The sequence below is a fragment of the Pseudomonas libanensis genome, assembly GCF_001439685.1.
Classification (GTDB): Bacteria; Pseudomonadota; Gammaproteobacteria; order Pseudomonadales; family Pseudomonadaceae; genus Aquipseudomonas; species Aquipseudomonas libanensis.
Genome location: NZ_JYLH01000008.1, coordinates 84,887 through 101,120, shown reverse-complemented (window position 1 = coordinate 101,120; position 16,234 = coordinate 84,887). Strand labels below are relative to the sequence as shown.

Annotated in this window: 15 protein-coding genes; 9 read left to right on the top strand and 6 right to left on the bottom strand. The window is 58.6% G+C overall.

From position 1 onward, the window contains the following. Nucleotides 1–7: 7 nt before the first annotated feature. Nucleotides 8–1,831, bottom strand: coding sequence for a hypothetical protein (locus TU73_RS14410; protein WP_082642617.1), 1,824 nt, complete (start codon nucleotides 1,829–1,831; stop codon nucleotides 8–10). Nucleotides 1,832–1,993: 162 nt separating this feature from the next. Here TU73_RS14410 and TU73_RS14405 point away from each other — a divergent pair, with 162 nt between their 5' ends. Then, entirely contained in the window at nucleotides 1,994–2,482 is a 489-nt protein-coding gene (locus tag TU73_RS14405; RefSeq protein WP_057012796.1) for a TIGR00645 family protein, read from the top strand. 15 nt (nucleotides 2,483–2,497) lie between these two features. On the opposite strand, the gene TU73_RS14400 is transcribed toward TU73_RS14405, so the two are convergent. From TU73_RS14400 to TU73_RS14385, 4 genes are all read right to left on the bottom strand, one after another. Further along, nucleotides 2,498–3,931 (bottom strand): ArnT family glycosyltransferase, encoded by a 1,434-nt coding sequence (locus TU73_RS14400; RefSeq protein ID WP_057012795.1) that lies wholly within the window; start codon nucleotides 3,929–3,931, stop codon nucleotides 2,498–2,500. Between the two features lie 116 nt (nucleotides 3,932–4,047). Then, on the bottom strand, nucleotides 4,048–5,073 hold the full coding sequence (locus TU73_RS14395) for a hypothetical protein (RefSeq protein WP_057012794.1): 1,026 nt from the start codon (nucleotides 5,071–5,073) through the stop codon (nucleotides 4,048–4,050). Nucleotides 5,074–5,358: 285 nt separating this feature from the next. Further along, nucleotides 5,359–5,877 carry a cysteine hydrolase family protein gene (locus tag TU73_RS14390; protein WP_057012793.1) on the bottom strand — a complete coding sequence of 173 codons (519 nt, stop codon included), beginning with the start codon at nucleotides 5,875–5,877 and terminating at the stop codon, nucleotides 5,359–5,361. A 239-nt stretch (nucleotides 5,878–6,116) separates the two neighbouring features. Further along, nucleotides 6,117–6,842, bottom strand: a complete 726-nt coding sequence (locus TU73_RS14385) for an autoinducer binding domain-containing protein (RefSeq protein ID WP_057012908.1) — start codon at nucleotides 6,840–6,842, stop codon at nucleotides 6,117–6,119. Nucleotides 6,843–7,231: 389 nt separating this feature from the next. Here TU73_RS14385 and TU73_RS14380 point away from each other — a divergent pair, with 389 nt between their 5' ends. From TU73_RS14380 to asnB, 8 genes are all read left to right on the top strand, one after another. Beyond that, entirely contained in the window at nucleotides 7,232–7,723 is a 492-nt protein-coding gene (locus TU73_RS14380; protein ID WP_057012792.1) for a PhzA/PhzB family protein, read from the top strand. 25 nt (nucleotides 7,724–7,748) lie between these two features. Next, nucleotides 7,749–8,237: a PhzA/PhzB family protein gene (locus TU73_RS14375; RefSeq protein WP_057012791.1), complete on the top strand. Its 489-nt coding sequence runs from the start codon at nucleotides 7,749–7,751 to the stop codon at nucleotides 8,235–8,237. A 24-nt stretch (nucleotides 8,238–8,261) separates the two neighbouring features. Continuing rightward, nucleotides 8,262–9,461 carry a 3-deoxy-7-phosphoheptulonate synthase gene (locus tag TU73_RS14370; RefSeq protein ID WP_057012790.1) on the top strand — a complete coding sequence of 400 codons (1,200 nt, stop codon included), beginning with the start codon at nucleotides 8,262–8,264 and terminating at the stop codon, nucleotides 9,459–9,461. Nucleotides 9,462–9,476: 15 nt separating this feature from the next. Next, complete coding sequence (locus TU73_RS14365; protein WP_057012789.1) at nucleotides 9,477–10,100, top strand: isochorismatase family protein; 624 nt, start codon at nucleotides 9,477–9,479, stop codon at nucleotides 10,098–10,100. A 20-nt stretch (nucleotides 10,101–10,120) separates the two neighbouring features. Then, entirely contained in the window at nucleotides 10,121–12,010 is a 1,890-nt protein-coding gene (locus tag TU73_RS14360) for an anthranilate synthase family protein (RefSeq protein ID WP_414860433.1), read from the top strand. A 2-nt stretch (nucleotides 12,011–12,012) separates the two neighbouring features. Beyond that, a complete protein-coding gene (locus tag TU73_RS14355; RefSeq protein ID WP_057012787.1) occupies nucleotides 12,013–12,849 on the top strand; it encodes a PhzF family phenazine biosynthesis protein in 837 nt (278 codons plus the stop codon). Further along, nucleotides 12,846–13,514: a phenazine biosynthesis FMN-dependent oxidase PhzG gene (gene phzG / locus TU73_RS14350; protein WP_057012786.1), complete on the top strand. Its 669-nt coding sequence runs from the start codon at nucleotides 12,846–12,848 to the stop codon at nucleotides 13,512–13,514. Before TU73_RS14355 ends, phzG begins: the two co-directional genes overlap by 4 nt. Nucleotides 13,515–13,712: 198 nt before the next feature. Then, nucleotides 13,713–15,545 carry an asparagine synthase (glutamine-hydrolyzing) gene (gene asnB / locus TU73_RS14345; protein WP_057012785.1) on the top strand — a complete coding sequence of 611 codons (1,833 nt, stop codon included), beginning with the start codon at nucleotides 13,713–13,715 and terminating at the stop codon, nucleotides 15,543–15,545. Nucleotides 15,546–15,736: 191 nt separating this feature from the next. Here asnB and TU73_RS14340 read toward each other — a convergent pair whose 3' ends face one another. Then, nucleotides 15,737–16,054 carry a hypothetical protein gene (locus TU73_RS14340; RefSeq protein WP_057012784.1) on the bottom strand — a complete coding sequence of 106 codons (318 nt, stop codon included), beginning with the start codon at nucleotides 16,052–16,054 and terminating at the stop codon, nucleotides 15,737–15,739. Nucleotides 16,055–16,234: the final 180 nt, after the last annotated feature.

Genomic DNA, 16,234 nt, shown 5'->3' with positions numbered 1-16,234 from the left:
CTAGGCGCTATTTGCTCTCAGGCTTGTCCAGCTTGACCTCAAAGCCGTATTGCACGGTGCTGAGGTCGGTGCGCTGGTAACTTTCCAGCGTAGTCGGCTGGCCGTAGAAGTAATGCACGTCAAACAACGCCGTGCCGTATTCCTCGGCACGGTGGCTGACGTTGAGGATCTCCTTGAGGTAGTTGCCGCTGGTGTCCTTGGCGTAGAAGCGCCAGCTGTCGGATGGGAAATCCTTCTGGTCGACGATCAGTGCGTTGTCCTTGAGCGACAGGCCCTTGGGCAGCTTGGCCACGTCAATCGTGGTTTTTTCAATATTGGCCAGGAAAAGCGGTACGGACCCCACTACAAACGCCGGAGTCTCAGGGAACAGGTTGAGGTCGTAAGTGAGCGTGCCGTTGGCGGCGTTCAGCTCGAACGCCTCGGTCGGTAACTCGATAGGCTCGCCGCGTTCGCCCTTGTCGTCGGCGGTGAAGAAGGTGATAGGCGCATCGCTGTTGTTACGCTCGGCGCCGACCAGGTCATCATTGAACGTATAGGGGTGATCAAACACGATTTTCGCCGCACTGGCATCTTCGGTCGATTGGCTGATGGTGACGCTGCTTTTGAGCTGGTCTTCGCTCATCGAGGCATCTTTTAGCCAACTGGCGGCGCCGTCGTCATACACCGTCACCGGCATCGGCAGAGGCTGCACAGTCTGCTGCAGGTTGTTTCTGTCGAAGCGCAGCACCGGCAGGTTCAGGTCTTTGTGGGTGACCGTAACTGTAGAAAAATCCAGCACATTGACCTGCAAATTGTCGATCAGCCCATTGAAATACACCTTGGCGTAATGGCTGCTCTGCTTGTGTTCAAAGGCTTTTTGCTCGTCGGTAAGCTGTTTCTCGAAGGCGTCGGACCAGGTCTTTTGTTTCTGCATTTCAGCCAATTGTTTCTCATAGAACGCCACTTGCGCGGCGCTCTCGTTGATCGAGCCTGAACGGGTGAGAAATTGTCCGGTGCTGTCCCGTGCCTGCACCAGCAGCGGGTTCGGCGACTCGTCGCCCAGTTCGGCGGCGAGGGATTCGCTGTTGGTCAGTTCGATCTCGGCATAGTTCTTTTCCAGCACCAGCAGGTTGAGGGTGATATTGCCCTCGGTGCGTTTATGGCCGACGTCTTTTTTCGCCAGATCGAAAGTCAGCACTTTGCCCGGGGTGACCACTTCGACTGCGCCCTTGAGGCTTACCGGCTGTGGCTGGCTTTTGTTTTCCGTCTCGATGCCCTCGATAAACGGATACGTGACCGTCAGGTCGTCGGGGTTGGTCAGGTTGGAGCTGCTCGGGCTCAGTTGGATGCCAGGATCGGTTTCCGACCATTCCGGCTGGAAAGGAATGACTTTATTGTTGCTCAGGGTGACCGATTGCCATTCCAGGCCATGGGGGAAGGGGAACTGGTCGGGGGCGTTGAAGTTGAAAGGGAAGACCGGCTGCAAATCCGTCAGATAGTCCGAATGGGAGGTCTTGCGCAGCACGAACAGGCCGTTGATATAGGTGTCCACCAGGGCCTGCGGGGTAGGGTAGTGCTTGAGCAGGGCCAGGCTGTCTTCGCCGTACTCGGCTTCGATGGGCTTGCTGGCAAGCTTGAGGCGCGCACGTTCCAGCAACAGCAGCGAGCCGCCGAGGTCGGCGATGGCGTCGCGCAGCTTGGGATCCTGGATGTCGTCCAGGGACTGTTCGAATTGGGCGGTTTTCTCTTCGAGGGTGGCTTGCTTCTGCTCTTCTTTGGGGGAGCAGCCGCTGGCCATCAGCAACGCCGCGCACAGGCCGAGAGTGGCCAAAGGGGATCGCACATCCATCATCTGAGTTTTCCTGTCCGACATCATCGAGCCGAGTTAATGGTCTCGACACTAGCAGAAAAATTCTCTTACAGATGCCACTTGGGTCAGTTTTCTCGCGGTGACAGGGGCCGGGTGGCGGCTGGTATACTCGGCGCCATTTTTAGCCAAGCTGTGTGAGATTCAATGGAACGCTTTATCGAAAATACGATGTACGCCTCGCGTTGGCTGCTGGCGCCGATCTACCTGGGGCTGTCCCTGGGCTTGCTGATCCTGGCGCTGAAATTCTTCCAGGAAATCATCCACGTAATTCCCAACATCTTCAGCATGCTCGAAGCAGAAGTGATCCTGTTGCTGCTGTCGCTGATCGACATGGCCCTGGTGGGCGGCTTGCTGGTGATGGTGATGATTTCCGGCTACGAGAACTTCGTCTCGCAGCTGGATATTGATGAAAACAAGGAAAAGCTCAACTGGCTGGGCACCATGGACTCTTCGTCGCTGAAGATGAAAGTGGCGGCCTCCATCGTCGCGATTTCCTCCATTCACCTGCTGCGCATCTTCATGGACGCCAAGAACGTCGATCCGCAACACCTGATGTGGTACGTGATCATCCACATGACCTTCGTGGTCTCGGCGTTTGCCATGGGCTACCTGGACAAGCTCACCAAGCACTGATGCCCCGCGCCGGCCTTACTGCTCCACGAAGTAATAAGGCTGGCGGTTGATCGCCATTTGCTTGATCACCGTAACCGGCTCTTTCAGCCGGTCAGTGTGGTCCGTCAATGCAACGTTGCCGGGCTTGGCGGTGAGGAAGGCGCGCAGTTCGGCTTCGGTGTTCAGGATCGGCAAGTAGGCCTGCAGGTAGAACACGCTGGCGCCGTCGATCCGCTCATTGGGTTGGTACATCGCCACCGTCCTGCCTTCGTCTTGCAGGGTCTGGATCTGACTGATCACTGGTACGAATGAATGGCGCACATCGGCTTTTGGTGCAAACCAGAACGCCGCGCTCAGGTAGCAGGCGATCGCCAGGGTGAAAACCCCACCAATAATGCGCCGATGATAACGGTACAGCCCCGGCTTATGGTCTTTGGCCCACTCCAGCAGCACCCGCGCATATTCGGCGGCCAATACCGCGGCGGCTGGCGTCAGCGCCATCAAGTACACCGTGCGTTTGCTGGAAGCCAGGGTCAGCAGCGTGAACTGCGCCACCAGCCACACACTGAAAAACAGACGGTAGCGGTTGCGCACCAGGCTTTTACGGAAATGCCACAGGCCCAGGTACACCAGGATATTCCAAGGCAGGAAGGCCTCTGGCAGCTTGGCGATGTAATAGTAGAACGGCTCGTAGTGCCCGGCTTCGACAAACGAGCCGCTGAAGCGTCCGACGCTGTTGGTCCATAACACTTCCCCCACGGCCTGCATCCCGCCGCGCTGAAATAGAAACCCCAGCCAGATCAGCAGGGGCACCAAGGCCAGCACCGTGAATAATGCCGGCTTGAGCCAGTCACCGATGCGCAGGCGTCTATCCATCAGGCTGGTGCTGAGCAGATAGACAAAGATTACGATCCCCGGCATTGCCAGGCCCAACACGCCTTTGCTCAGGGTGGCGATGACCATGCCGGCGGTAAACAACGCCCAGGCCCCCACACTGGAGCCTTCGCGTTCCGGCCGCACGGCCTGGTAAAACGCCAGCAGGGCAGTGGTTACGCCGAGGCTGAGCAGCGAATCCTCACCCACACCCCGCACATTGCCCCAGTAACTGGCCATGGTCGCCAGGATCAGCGCAGCGCTGAATGCCAGTGTCTGCGGTCGTCCAAAGCGGCGCAGCATGCCGTACAGCAGCATCACACTGAACAACCCGGCAAACGCAGAGGCCAAGCGCACCGCCCCGGTGCTGGCGCCAAACAGGCGAATCGCTCCGGCGTCCAGCCACAGGCTCAGGGGCGGTTTTTCCAGGAAGGGTTCACGAAACAGGCGCGGCACCACCCAGTCATCGTCCAGGTGCATCGCCATGGCGATCCCGGACACCCGGGCTTCGGTGGAGCCTTGCAGCTCGTGGTTGCCGAGGGCGAAGAAGAACAACAGAGCAGCAAGCAAGAGCAGCAGGGAAGCGGGGCGCGTCATGGAGTCTGGCTACCGAGGCATGAGACCGATCGGGCGACCGGTCATGGGTAGTCAGGGAGTATACGAGCGCGATTCTTAACCTTTGGTGAACGACAATAGGGTTATGTCAGCCTGGCTCAGGGTAGTTTCAAGCTGGGCAATGCCGCTTTGCCCTGTTCGGTCAGCACCGGTTCCAACTGCGCCCAGGTGAAGGCCAGGTCGTTGTCGCAACCGTCACCATTGGCCGGTGTCGAGAGTTGCAGGCCCTGGGTGTTGAAGCTGAGGTGAAAGTTGGAGTAATCGGTGATCGCGGGGCAGCCCTCGTCGGTGGTGGTTTGCTTGGCCAGCCAAGTGCTGAAGGCGGCCGGTAGCTTCAAGTGGCCGGAATAGGCGTCATACCATTGCTGATGGCCGCCGAGCCAGGTCCATGGGTCCACACTGTCACCGGTTTGCAGGTTCCAGGAGTGCAGGCCCCAGCTGATGCCCATGGCGCCTGTGCCTGCGGCCCAGCGGTAGAATCGCACGGTGAGAAATTGCGATGACCAATAGGCGGGCTCAACCTCGATTTCACTGGTATAGACCGAGCCGTTTCGCCCCAGGTATTCACGCCGTTCATAAAAATAGTCGGTCAGATCTTCGTCATTGACGGCCAGGGCGGCGAGTTGCTGGTTGATCTTCTGCACCGCCGGGCCGTCACCTTCCAGCTTGAGTGTGACGCGGGGGCCTTGAGTTTTGAGCAGGTAGGGATGGTTTTTGAAAGTCTTCTTCTCGGTCTTGATCGGCAGCGGCGCGGCCTCCATGGGCGCGTTATAGGCATCGCTGCCACAGCCGTCCGTGCCAATGCGGCGTAAAGCCAATGGCAGCGGCGCACCGCCAGTGGTTTTGCTCCAGGCACCGGAGAGCGTATCGCCCTTGGGTTTTTGCAGCGTCCAGAAACCGGTGTTTCCTTCTTCCACCCAGGGGGCGTTGTCGTTGGCCTGGGTCAGCTGAATCGGGGTACGAATGCGCTGATAGTAATAACTGCCATGCTCCCCGTCGGCGCCGTTGAAACAGACGGTGATAGCGGACTTGCCCAAAGTACCCTGCCAAACCCCGGCCAACTCGGCGGCGGTGGCGAGTAAGGGCAGGACGGTAAGGGCGATGACTGCGAAGGGCTTGAGCACGGGTATCTGACTTCCGGTTGTCTGATAAAGGCCGTCAGGGTAATGGGAAGTATGAGGGGATGCCAGCGGGCGAGGTGGGCGTTGAGGCCTCTCGCCCTTTTTATAGGGTGGCGACTGTGCGCGGGTTAGCAGACCAGGAATCAAGGAACCTGGCGCACCCGAAAGTGCCCCACGCACAGCCGCCATATCGCTTCCGAATTTTTCTCCGGTCAAAAAAAGCTCAGGACTGCTGGGCAGGTACTCACAATTGCCTGCGCCAGCTTTCTCTCCTGTCGAAAAACTCTGCTAAAAGCTCCACTCCTCAGCCCGAAACAACTGGCAGAACGGCCCATTGAGCGTGGCATTGTGATGAGCCACGATCGCCTCGGCTTTCATCAGGGGCGTGTCAGAACAGGTATGACCGTCGGCGATAAGCACCGCATCGAAACCAAGATCACGCGCGGCACGGCAGGTGCTGTCGACGCAGTATTGCGTTTTCATCCCGGTGACTACCACGCCGGTAGCGCCGCAAGCGCGCAGACAGTCAGCCAGTTCAGTCATTGCAAAAGCGTTAGGCCGACGTTTTTCGAACACCACTTCCCCACCCAGTAAATTCAGTTCCTCTGCAACCAACGTAAGAGGGCTGCCCGATTCGATTGGCGAGCCAGCAGGCCCGATGTGACGTGCGAGAAAAATCGGTGCCCCTGCGCTGCGAGCCTTGTCCATCAGGGTATTCAGGGTTTCCAACAGCTCGTCGCAGCGCCAGGGTTTTTCCGGGCCGTGGATGAGTCCGACTTGGATATCGAGTATCAACAGGGCGTACATAGGTGCATCTCCTTGCGTGTGAACCAGCGACACAAGGGCATAAAAAAAGGCCCTGTCCATCGCTGGCGGGCCTTTGAAGTGTTCGTTTGTTATTGGCTCACGACACCTCGCACGCTCCGCTTGAAGCGGTCGTGGTGGTGATTGTCGAGGTGAGGCAATAATGAGTCATGAATCGACACTAACAATATCGTTGCGGGCTGACAAGGCCGAGGCCTAGGCGACACGGTGGTCGATGAACTTCAGATATACCCTAGCGCTACGGCGTAAGACACTGCCTGCACGCGGTTACTGGCGCCGATTTTGCATTGGATGTTGCGGTGATGGTAATTCACGGTGTCGGTGCACACGCCCATGATCACGCCAATTTCCTCGGAGGTTTTGCCGTCGGCGGTCCAGCGCAGCACATCACACTCCCGACGGCTGAACGCCACATCCGTATTGAACACACGAACCTCGCTCTCCAGCTCAGAAATTTTCTGGTGGGCCGCCGCCGCAAACGCTTTGGTCACTGGCTTCAATGCTTCAAATTCCTGAAGGCTGATGGCGTTGTCCTTGCGTGCCAGGCTTAACACCCCGACCCGGCCCTGGGTGTTGAACGAAGGCTGTGCCAGGCCGTGGCATAGATACGAGTCGTTAGCTTCAGACCACAAGTCCTGGCAACCGCGGAATAGCTCATTGCTCCACAAAATGGGTGCCGACGAGACTTTGCTGTGTTTCACCGTGGGGTCGATCACCGCATAGTTCGCGGCCTGATATCGCTCTATCCAGTCCTTGGGATAATTACTATACATATAGGCCTTGGGCCGCATGAACGGCGTTGCGCTGCACATGCCATAGGCAAAAAAATCAAACCGTAGTTCGCGCAAAGCCTTCAACGCGACTGTCGTAAATTCCTGCATGTTCGTGGATTTCGCAAAGGTGCTGTAAAAATAAGCATCCCATCCCAACAGCTGTCCTAATTCCATTTTGAACACCTATAGCACTCCAAGGGAGTCGTGAGACTAAACTAACCTGAACGCCTGTCAATACCCAAAATCAACAGTCATAGACTGCTTCGCACTAGTGACATATTTTTTATGTCTAACCCAACTAACTAGCCGTAGGCCACTGTTTCTCAGCCGACGAATGAGCTTGCCCCTTCATAATAATGCAACACTCCATCCGACCGATTGCGGCCGCCCTGAGCCACTACAAGATCTGGTAGTTCCAAGCCCGGGAAACGCAGGTGTATAAACAACACCGCACAAAATAATCAATGTGAAACAGTTCAAAAGCATTCAATTTCGTCGTATGCAATTAAGTAATAATTTAATTGATTTTCCGCAATTTGAGTCAACTAAGGAGAACACTGCCCATGCCCGGTTCGCTTTCATCTGGCGGCTTTAATGACCATCTTGAACTTCGCCGAAAAAACCGCACCACTGTTGATCAGTACATGCGTACCAACGGCGAAGATCGCCTGCGCCGGCATGAGCTGTTTACGCCGGATGGCAGTGGCGGCTCCTGGAACACCGAAACCGGTGAACCTCTTGTCTTTAAGGGCCACGCGAAGCTGGCCGCGCTCGGAGTATGGTTGCAACAGTGCTTCCCAGACTGGCAATGGCACAACGTCCGGGTGTTTGAAACCGACAACCCCAACCACTTCTGGGTGGAAAGTGACGGCCGCGGCACCACTCGAGTTCCTGGTTATCCGGAAGGTTATTGCGAAAACCATTACATCCACTCCTTCGAGTTGGACAACGGCAAGATCACGCAAAACCGTGAGTTCATGAACCCGTTTGAACAACTTCGCGCCTTGGGCATCCCGGTGCCAAAAATCAAGCGTGAAGGTATCCCCGCCTCATAAGTCCTTTATCCATTGGAGATTGAGCATGCCTGATAGCACAGTGCAACAACCTATCACTGACGATATTGAACTACGCCGCAAGAATCGCGCCACGGTTGAACAATATATGCGCACCAAAGGCCAGGACCGCCTGCGCCGGCATGAATTGTTTACCGAAGACGGTTCAGGCGGCTTATGGACCACGGACACGGGGGCGCCCATTGTAATCAGTGGCAAAGCTAAGTTGGCCGAACATGCTGTTTGGTCACTCAAGTGCTTCCCGGATTGGGAATGGTACAACGTCAAGGTATTTGAAACCGATGACCCAAACCATATCTGGGTCGAGTGTGATGGCCACGGCAAGATTCTCTTTCCTGGTTACCCGGAAGGTTATTACGAGAACCACTTCCTGCACTCCTTCGAGCTGCAAGACGGCAAAGTAAAACGTAATCGCGAATTCATGAATGTCTTTCAACAATTGCGCGCCTTGGGTATTCCAGTGCCGCACATCAAGCGTGAAGGCATTCCTGCCTGATCCTTTTGGGAGAGCGATCGCATCATGGAAGACTTACTGAAACGGGTTCTGAAGTGTGAAGCGTTGCAGCAGCCTCAATGGAGCGAACCCTCACAATTGCATGACGCGCAGGCCTACCTCAGGGACAGCGCGTCACTGATTCGTGTCGAAGATATCCTGGTTTTGCGCGCCACCCTGGCCAGGGTCGCGGCTGGCGAAGCGATGATCATCCAGTGCGGCGACTGCGCCGAGGACATGGATGAAAGCGCCGAACATGTGACCCGCAAAGCCGCGCTGCTGGACATGCTGGCCGGGACGTTCAGGCTGGTAACCCAGCAACCGGTGGTGCGGGTGGGGCGAATTGCCGGGCAGTTTGCCAAGCCTCGCTCCAACCACAGCGAACGCATCGGCGGTGTTGAGTTGCCGGTGTACCGCGGCGACATGGTCAACGGTCGCGAGGCTGTCCTCGGCCATCGCCAGCATGATGCGCAACGCTTGGTACGAGGCTATCGCGCCGCTCAGGACATCATGCAACACCTGGGATGGAAGGAGCCGTCCGGCCAGGAGCAGCTCACCGGCTCCCCTGCCTGGACCAGTCACGAGATGCTGGTGCTCGACTACGAACTGCCGCAAGTGCGTCAGGACGAACAGGGGCGGACATTTCTTGGCTCTACTCACTGGCCGTGGATTGGCGAGCGTACCCGTCAGTTGACGGGCGCTCACGTAGCGCTGCTCAGCGAAGTGCTCAACCCGGTGGCCTGCAAGGTCGGCCCGGATATCACCCAGGATCAGTTACTGAGCCTGTGCGAGCGCCTGGACCCCAGGCGCGAACCCGGCCGGCTGACCCTGATTGCCCGCATGGGCGCCCACAAGGTCGCCGATAGCCTGCCACCGCTGGTTGAAGCGGTGCGCCGTGCCGGCCACAAGATCATCTGGCTCAGCGACCCGATGCACGGCAATACCATCGTCGCGCCCTGCGGCAATAAGACCCGCATGGTGCAGACCATCACCGACGAAATCACCGCCTTCAAACATGCCGTGATCTCGGCCGGTGGCGTGGCCGGCGGTCTGCATCTGGAAACCACTCCCGATGACGTCAGCGAGTGCGCCTCTGATGCCGCCGGCCTGGGCCAGGTTGCCAGCCACTACAAAAGCCTGTGCGACCCGCGCCTGAACCCCTGGCAAGCCATTACTGCGGTGATGGCCTGGAAAGCCAGTCCTCCTCCCTCTTTTGCATCCCTTTGACTGGAGTTTGTCGCCATGACCGGCATTCCATCGATCATCCCTTACGCCCTGCCTACCTCCCGAGACCTGCCCTCCAACCTCGCGCAATGGCATATCGATCCCGAACGCGCTGTATTGTTGGTGCATGACATGCAGCGCTACTTCCTGCGGCCCTTGCCGGATGCGTTGCGTGACGAAGTGGTGGGCAATGCCGCACGCATTCGCCAGTGGGCTGCCGACAACGGTGTGCCAGTGGCCTACACCGCCCAGCCGGGCAGCATGAACGAGGAGCAACGCGGGCTGCTCAAGGACTTCTGGGGCCCGGGCATGAAGGCCAGCCCGACCGACCGCGAGGTCGTCGACGCCCTTGCCCCCCAGCCCGGTGACTGGCTGCTGACCAAATGGCGCTACAGCGCGTTCTTCAACTCCGACTTGCTGCAACGCCTGCACGCCAGCGGGCGCGATCAGTTGATCCTGTGTGGGGTGTATGCCCATGTCGGGGTATTGATTTCCAGCGTGGATGCGTACTCCAACGATATCCAACCCTTCCTCGTTGCCGACGCTATTGCCGACTTCAGCAAGGAGCACCACTGGATGGCCATGGAATACGCCGCCAGCCGTTGCGCCATGGTCATCACTACCGACGAGGTGGTGCTATGAGCCAAGCCGCCGCCCGCCTCATGGAACGCATCCTGCAACCGGTGCCCGAGCCCTTTGCCCTCTTGTATCGTCCGGAATCCAGCGGCCCCGGGCTGCTGAATGTGCTGATTGGCGAGATGTCGCAGCCGCAGGTCCTGGCCGATATCGACTTGCCCGCCCCCTTGATCGGTGCCCCTCGCCTGGATGTACTGACGCTGATTCCCTACTGCCAGATTGCCGAACGGGGCTTTGCGGCGGTGGACGATCAGTCGCCGCTGCTGGCGATGAACATTACCGAGCAGCAAACCATCAGCATCGAGCAGATGCTGGCGTTACTGCCCAACGTGCCGATCCAGTTGAATAACGAACGCTTCGATCTCAGCGACGCCAGCTATGCCGAGATCGTCAGCCAGGTGATCACCAACGAAATCGGCTCCGGGGAAGGCGCCAACTTCGTGATCAAGCGCACTTTCATGGCGGAGATCAGCGAGTACGAGCCGGCCAGTGCGCTGACGTTCTTTCGTCATCTGCTGGAACGGGAGAAAGGGGTCTATTGGACATTCATCATCCACACCGGCAGCCGCACCTTTGTCGGTGCGTCCCCCGAGCGCCACATCAGCGTCAAGGATGGGCTTGCGGTGATGAACCCCATCAGCGGCACTTACCGCTACCCACCTGCCGGCCCCAGCCTGACGGAGATCATGGACTTCCTGGCCGACCGCAAGGAGGCCGATGAGCTGTATATGGTGGTCGATGAAGAGCTGAAAATGATGGCGCGTATTTGTGAAGACGGCGGACACGTCCTCGGTCCATACCTCAAGGAAATGACCCATCTGGCGCACACCGAGTACTTCATCGAAGGCAAGACCCGTCGTGATGTACGCGAAATCCTGCACGAAACCCTGTTCGCCCCGACGGTCACCGGCAGCCCGCTGGAAAGCGCCTGCCGGGTGATCCAGCGCTATGAGCCGCAAGGCAGGGCGTACTACAGTGGCATGGCCGCGTTGATCGGCAGCGATGGCAAAGGCGGACGCACCCTGGATTCGGCGATCCTGATTCGCACCGCCGACATCGATAACCGCGGGCAGGTTCGGATCAGTGTGGGTTCGACCATCGTGCGGCACTCCGAACCGATGACCGAAGCCGCCGAAAGCCGGGCCAAGGCTGCGGGCCTGATCGCCGCGCTGAAAAACCAGGCTGCCTCACGCTTCGGCGACCACCTGCAGGTGCGCGCGGCATTGGCCAGCCGCAATGCCTACGTCTCGGATTTCTGGCTGATGAACAGCCAGCAACGGCAACAGACCCAGGCCGACTTCAGTGGCCGCCATGTGCTGATCGTCGACGCCGAAGACACGTTCACCTCGATGATCGCCAAACAGCTGCGGGCTCTCGGGCTGGTGGTGACGGTGCGCAGTTTCAGTGATGAGTACAGTTTCGATGGCTTCGACCTGGTGATCATGGGCCCCGGTCCTGGCAACCCGAGCGATGTGCAACTGCCGAAAATCGACCATCTGCATGTGGCCATCCGTTCCCTGCTCAGCCAGCAGCGACCGTTCCTCGCGGTGTGCCTGAGCCATCAGGTGTTGAGTCTGTGCCTGGGCCTGGAGTTGCAACGCAAGGCCGTTCCCAACCAGGGCGTGCAAAAACAGATCGACCTGTTCGGCAACGCCGAACGAGTGGGTTTCTACAACACGTTCGCGGCGCGCAGCTCCAGTGACCGCCTGGACATCGACGGTATCGGCACCGTTGAAATCAGTCGCGACAGCGAGACCGGCGAAGTACATGCCCTGCGTGGGCCGGCATTTGCCTCCATGCAGTTTCATGCCGAGTCGCTCCTGACCCAGGAAGGCCCGCGCATCATCGCCGACCTGCTGCGACACGCCCTCATCCACACGCCTGTCGACAGCAGCGTTTCGGCCGCCGGGAGATAACCATGCACAACTACGTCATTATCGACGCCTTTGCCAGCGTCCCGCTGGAGGGCAATCCGGTCGCGGTGTTCTTTGACGCCGATGATTTACCGCCTGCGCAAATGCAACGCATCGCCCGAGAAATGAACCTCTCGGAGACCACCTTTGTGCTCAAGCCGCGCAACGGCGCAGATGCACTGATCCGGATATTCACACCGGTCAACGAACTCCCTTTCGCCGGGCACCCGTTGCTGGGCACGGCCATTGCCCTGGGAGCACATACCGACAACCACCGGCTGTATCTGGAAACCCAGATGGGCACCATCGCCTTTGAACTGGAGCGCCAGAACGGCAGCGTCATCGCCGCCAGCATGGACCAGCCGATCCCGACCTGGACGGCCCTGGGTCGCGACGCTGAATTGCTCGAGGCCTTGGGTATCAGTGACTCGACCTTTCCCATCGAGATCTATCACAACGGCCCGCGCCATGTGTTTGTCGGCCTGCCGAGCATTGAAGCGTTATCGGCCCTGCACCCCGACCACCGTGCACTCTCCAACTTCCATGACATGGCGATCAACTGTTTTGCCGGCACAGGACGGCGCTGGCGCAGCCGGATGTTTTCACCGGCCTACGGCGTTGTGGAGGATGCGGCCACAGGCTCCGCCGCCGGACCATTGGCGATTCATCTGGCGCGCCATGGCCAGATAGAGTTCGGCCAGCCAGTGGAGATTTTACAGGGCGTGGAAATCGGCCGCCCTTCACTGATGTTCGCCAAAGCCGAGGGCCGCGCCGAGCAACTGACGCGAGTCGAGGTATCTGGTCATGGCGTCACATTCGGACGGGGGACCATCGTGCTATGAACGGCTCAATACAAGGCAAGCCGCTGCTGGGTAAAGGCATGTCGGAATCCCTCACCGGCACATTGGATGCGCCGTTCCCCGAATACCAGACACTGCCCGCCGACCCCATGAGCGTGCTGCACAATTGGCTGGAGCGTGCGCGCCGCGTGGGCATCCGCGAGCCCAGGGCGCTGGCGCTGGCCACTGCCGACAGCCAGGGCCGGCCCTCCACGCGGATCGTGGTGATCAGCGAGATCAGTGACACCGGCGTATTGTTCAGCACCCACGCCGGCAGCCAGAAAGGCCGTGAACTGCTCCACAACCCCTGGGCTTCGGGCGTGCTGTATTGGCGCGAAACCAGTCAGCAAATCATCCTCAATGGCCAGGCCGTGCGCTTGCCAGATACCAAGGCTGATGATGCGTGGCTCAAGCGCCCTGATGCCACGCACCCGATGTCATCGGTGTCTCGCCAGAGTGAAGAGCTGGAGGATGTGCAGGCCATGCGCAACGCCGCCAGGCAACTGGCCGACCTGCAAGGTCCACTGCCGCGACCCGCGGGGTATTGCGTGTTCGAATTGCGACTTGAATCGCTGGAGTTCTGGGGGAATGGGCGGGAACGGTTGCATGAGCGGCTGCGCTATGACCGTAGCGATACAGGCTGGAGGGTGCGGCGTTTGCAACCCTGAATAACGTATGTATTTGTACGAGATCCGCCGCGTTGAGGGATGGCGTCAGGGGAGATATATCCGTTGCTACTGCGGTAACGGCGACTATGGCTTCGCTTTTTACAGCGACTCGCTTTGGTAGCGCAAGGTGGCATTACTCAAACTAAAGAGTTCCGACAAATTTGGCATGGATCGATGATTAATTACAGGAGTTACTAAATGTGCGGTCTCACAGGATGGGTAGACTATACGCGTATGCTCGAAGGGGAAAGCCCGGCGATTTACGCTATGACCAATACGCTCGCACTTCGCGGGCCTGACGCTGAAGGCATATGGAAACACAGACACGCCCTTCTGGGGCATAGGCGGCTGGCGGTCATCGACCTGACCGGCGGTGCCCAGCCAATGGTCTATGGTTTTTCGGGCGGCCAGGAGGTATCGCTAGTCTACACTGGGGAGATCTATAATCATGATGAATTGCGCAACGAGCTACGACATGCGGGTCATGAGTTTCAGACTCGCAGCGATACCGAGGTTGTGCTGCATGCCTACTTGGAATGGGGCGAGCGTTGCTGTGAACACCTGACAGGCATGTTCGCCTTCGCCCTGTTCGACGGGCGCGATGGCCACCTGCTCTTGGTACGTGATCGCCTTGGGATCAAGCCGCTGTTCTATGCCCGGCATCGTGAAGGGCTGCTCTTCGGCTCAGAGATTAAGGCCATTCTGGCTCACCCAGAGTTCACTACGGCGTTGGATGTGACGGGGTTGGTCGACGTGCTCGCGCTGTCGAAGGGGACCGTTCAGACACCTTTCAGAAATCTGATGGAGTTGCTTCCCGGCCACCTCTTGTCCTGGCGCCCCAATGGGCAGGTGAAGATCCAGTGCTACTGGAAGGTACGCCGTCAGGAGCACCAGGACGACCTGCAGACGACAGTGCAACGGACCCGCGAGTTAGTCACCCACGCGTTGGGTTCGCAGTTGCATGCCGACGTTCCCGTGTGCTCGCTGCTCTCCGGCGGACTAGACTCCACCGCCCTCACGGCCATTGCGCAGCGTATTGTAAAGGCGAAGACCGGCGGGAATATCAATTCCTTTTCGGTGGACTTCACTGGCCAGTCCGAGCAGTTCAAGAGCGACGACCTGCGTCCCGATCAGGACCAGCCCTTTGCCGTGTTGGCCGCGAAATTCATCGGGAGCCGGCACCAGACCGTCCTCATCGACAACGAGGAACTGATCTCCGAGATGGCACGCGAGGAGGTATTCCGCGCCAAGGACGTGCCTTTCACCTTCGGCGACATGGATACCTCGTTGAATCTATTGTTCAGGGAGATTCGCAAGCACTCGACGGTGGCAATCTCGGGGGAGGGGGCCGATGAGGTCTTCGGTGGCTATGGCTGGTTCCGCGATCCCAAAGTCGTGGCGTCCGCGTGCTTTCCGTGGTCGTCACGGGTGCAGTTGCCGTCCGGTTTTATCAATGCCGACTTCAACCGCCTATGCGATCTCGCCAAGTACCAAAAGGCAAGCTATGACGATGCGCTGCGACAGGTAGAACACCTGGTACAAGATAGTCCATACGAGCGCCGGATGCGCGAGCTTTGCCACATGCACCTGAAGCGGTGGATGGTGCTGCTGCTGGATCGCAAGGACCGCCTGAGCATGTGCAACGGCCTCGAGGTACGTGTGCCGTTCACCGATCACGAATTGGTCGAGTACGTCTACAATGTGCCTTGGTCGATCAAGAGCAAGGATGGCGAGGAGAAATGGCTGCTCAAGCAGGCCTGTGCCGACTTCGTACCGGAGGCGGTGCTCAAACGCAGGAAGAGTCCCTATCCGACCTCAGCCGACCTGGGCTACGAACGCTTCCTTCGCCAGAGTGCACGGCGGCTTCTGCAGGACCCGGGGAACGCGGTGTTTGGTATCGTATCCCACGCCCATATGGCCGAGGAACTGCGCCAGCCCGAGGGCAACTTCAATACGCAAATGAGCAGACACAGCCTGGAAACCGCGCTGGCGCTGGAGGCCTGGCTGCGCTTGCACCGGATGTCGGTCTGATACGAGCCTGAGGTAGCCACGGCAGTTCCGGTCGGGTACCGGGTATGCCTGTGGCTTACAGGCTATCTGGCTTAGACGCTTATCGCCCAGGCCGGCACGCGAGCGACCGATTGTCCACGCCTGTGCCCGCAAAGTCGGGCATCACATAGTGCGAGCGCAGGTGGCGCAGAATGCAATCAGTAAGCCGCTGGTCAGGGCTTAATCAACCTGAAGCGATAGACCACGACCAGAACCGTTGGCCAGAACAATGTGTTGGCGATGTCATGGAGGCTCGCGGCCCACCGCCAGTATCCCAGGCTCGCCTTATCATCCATAAGATCGAACAGCTCGATGAGGCTCGCCCCCGCCAACACCACCAGCCAACTGCTGAAGGAACCCAAGGATTTTCGAGTGGTGCAACTGGCGGCGATCAGCAATGCCAGACCTACATAAATATGCAAGGCATCCCTCGAGAGGCCTGTGGCTGAGATGATTTCTAGCTTGATTGATTGCAGCATCGAAATGTCCATCGAGTGCTTCCTCGTGTCGCGTGGCTGAAATCTACGATGACTCTCGCCATGTGTCATGCGATAGATCACGCAGGTTGGCGCCGCTGTCGCCAAGGTCGGGGTATGGACCAAGCGCCATATTGATGCGGCTTCTGGTCAGGGGCTCGCGGTAATTGAAACTCCACATCATTGGCCGGGGTA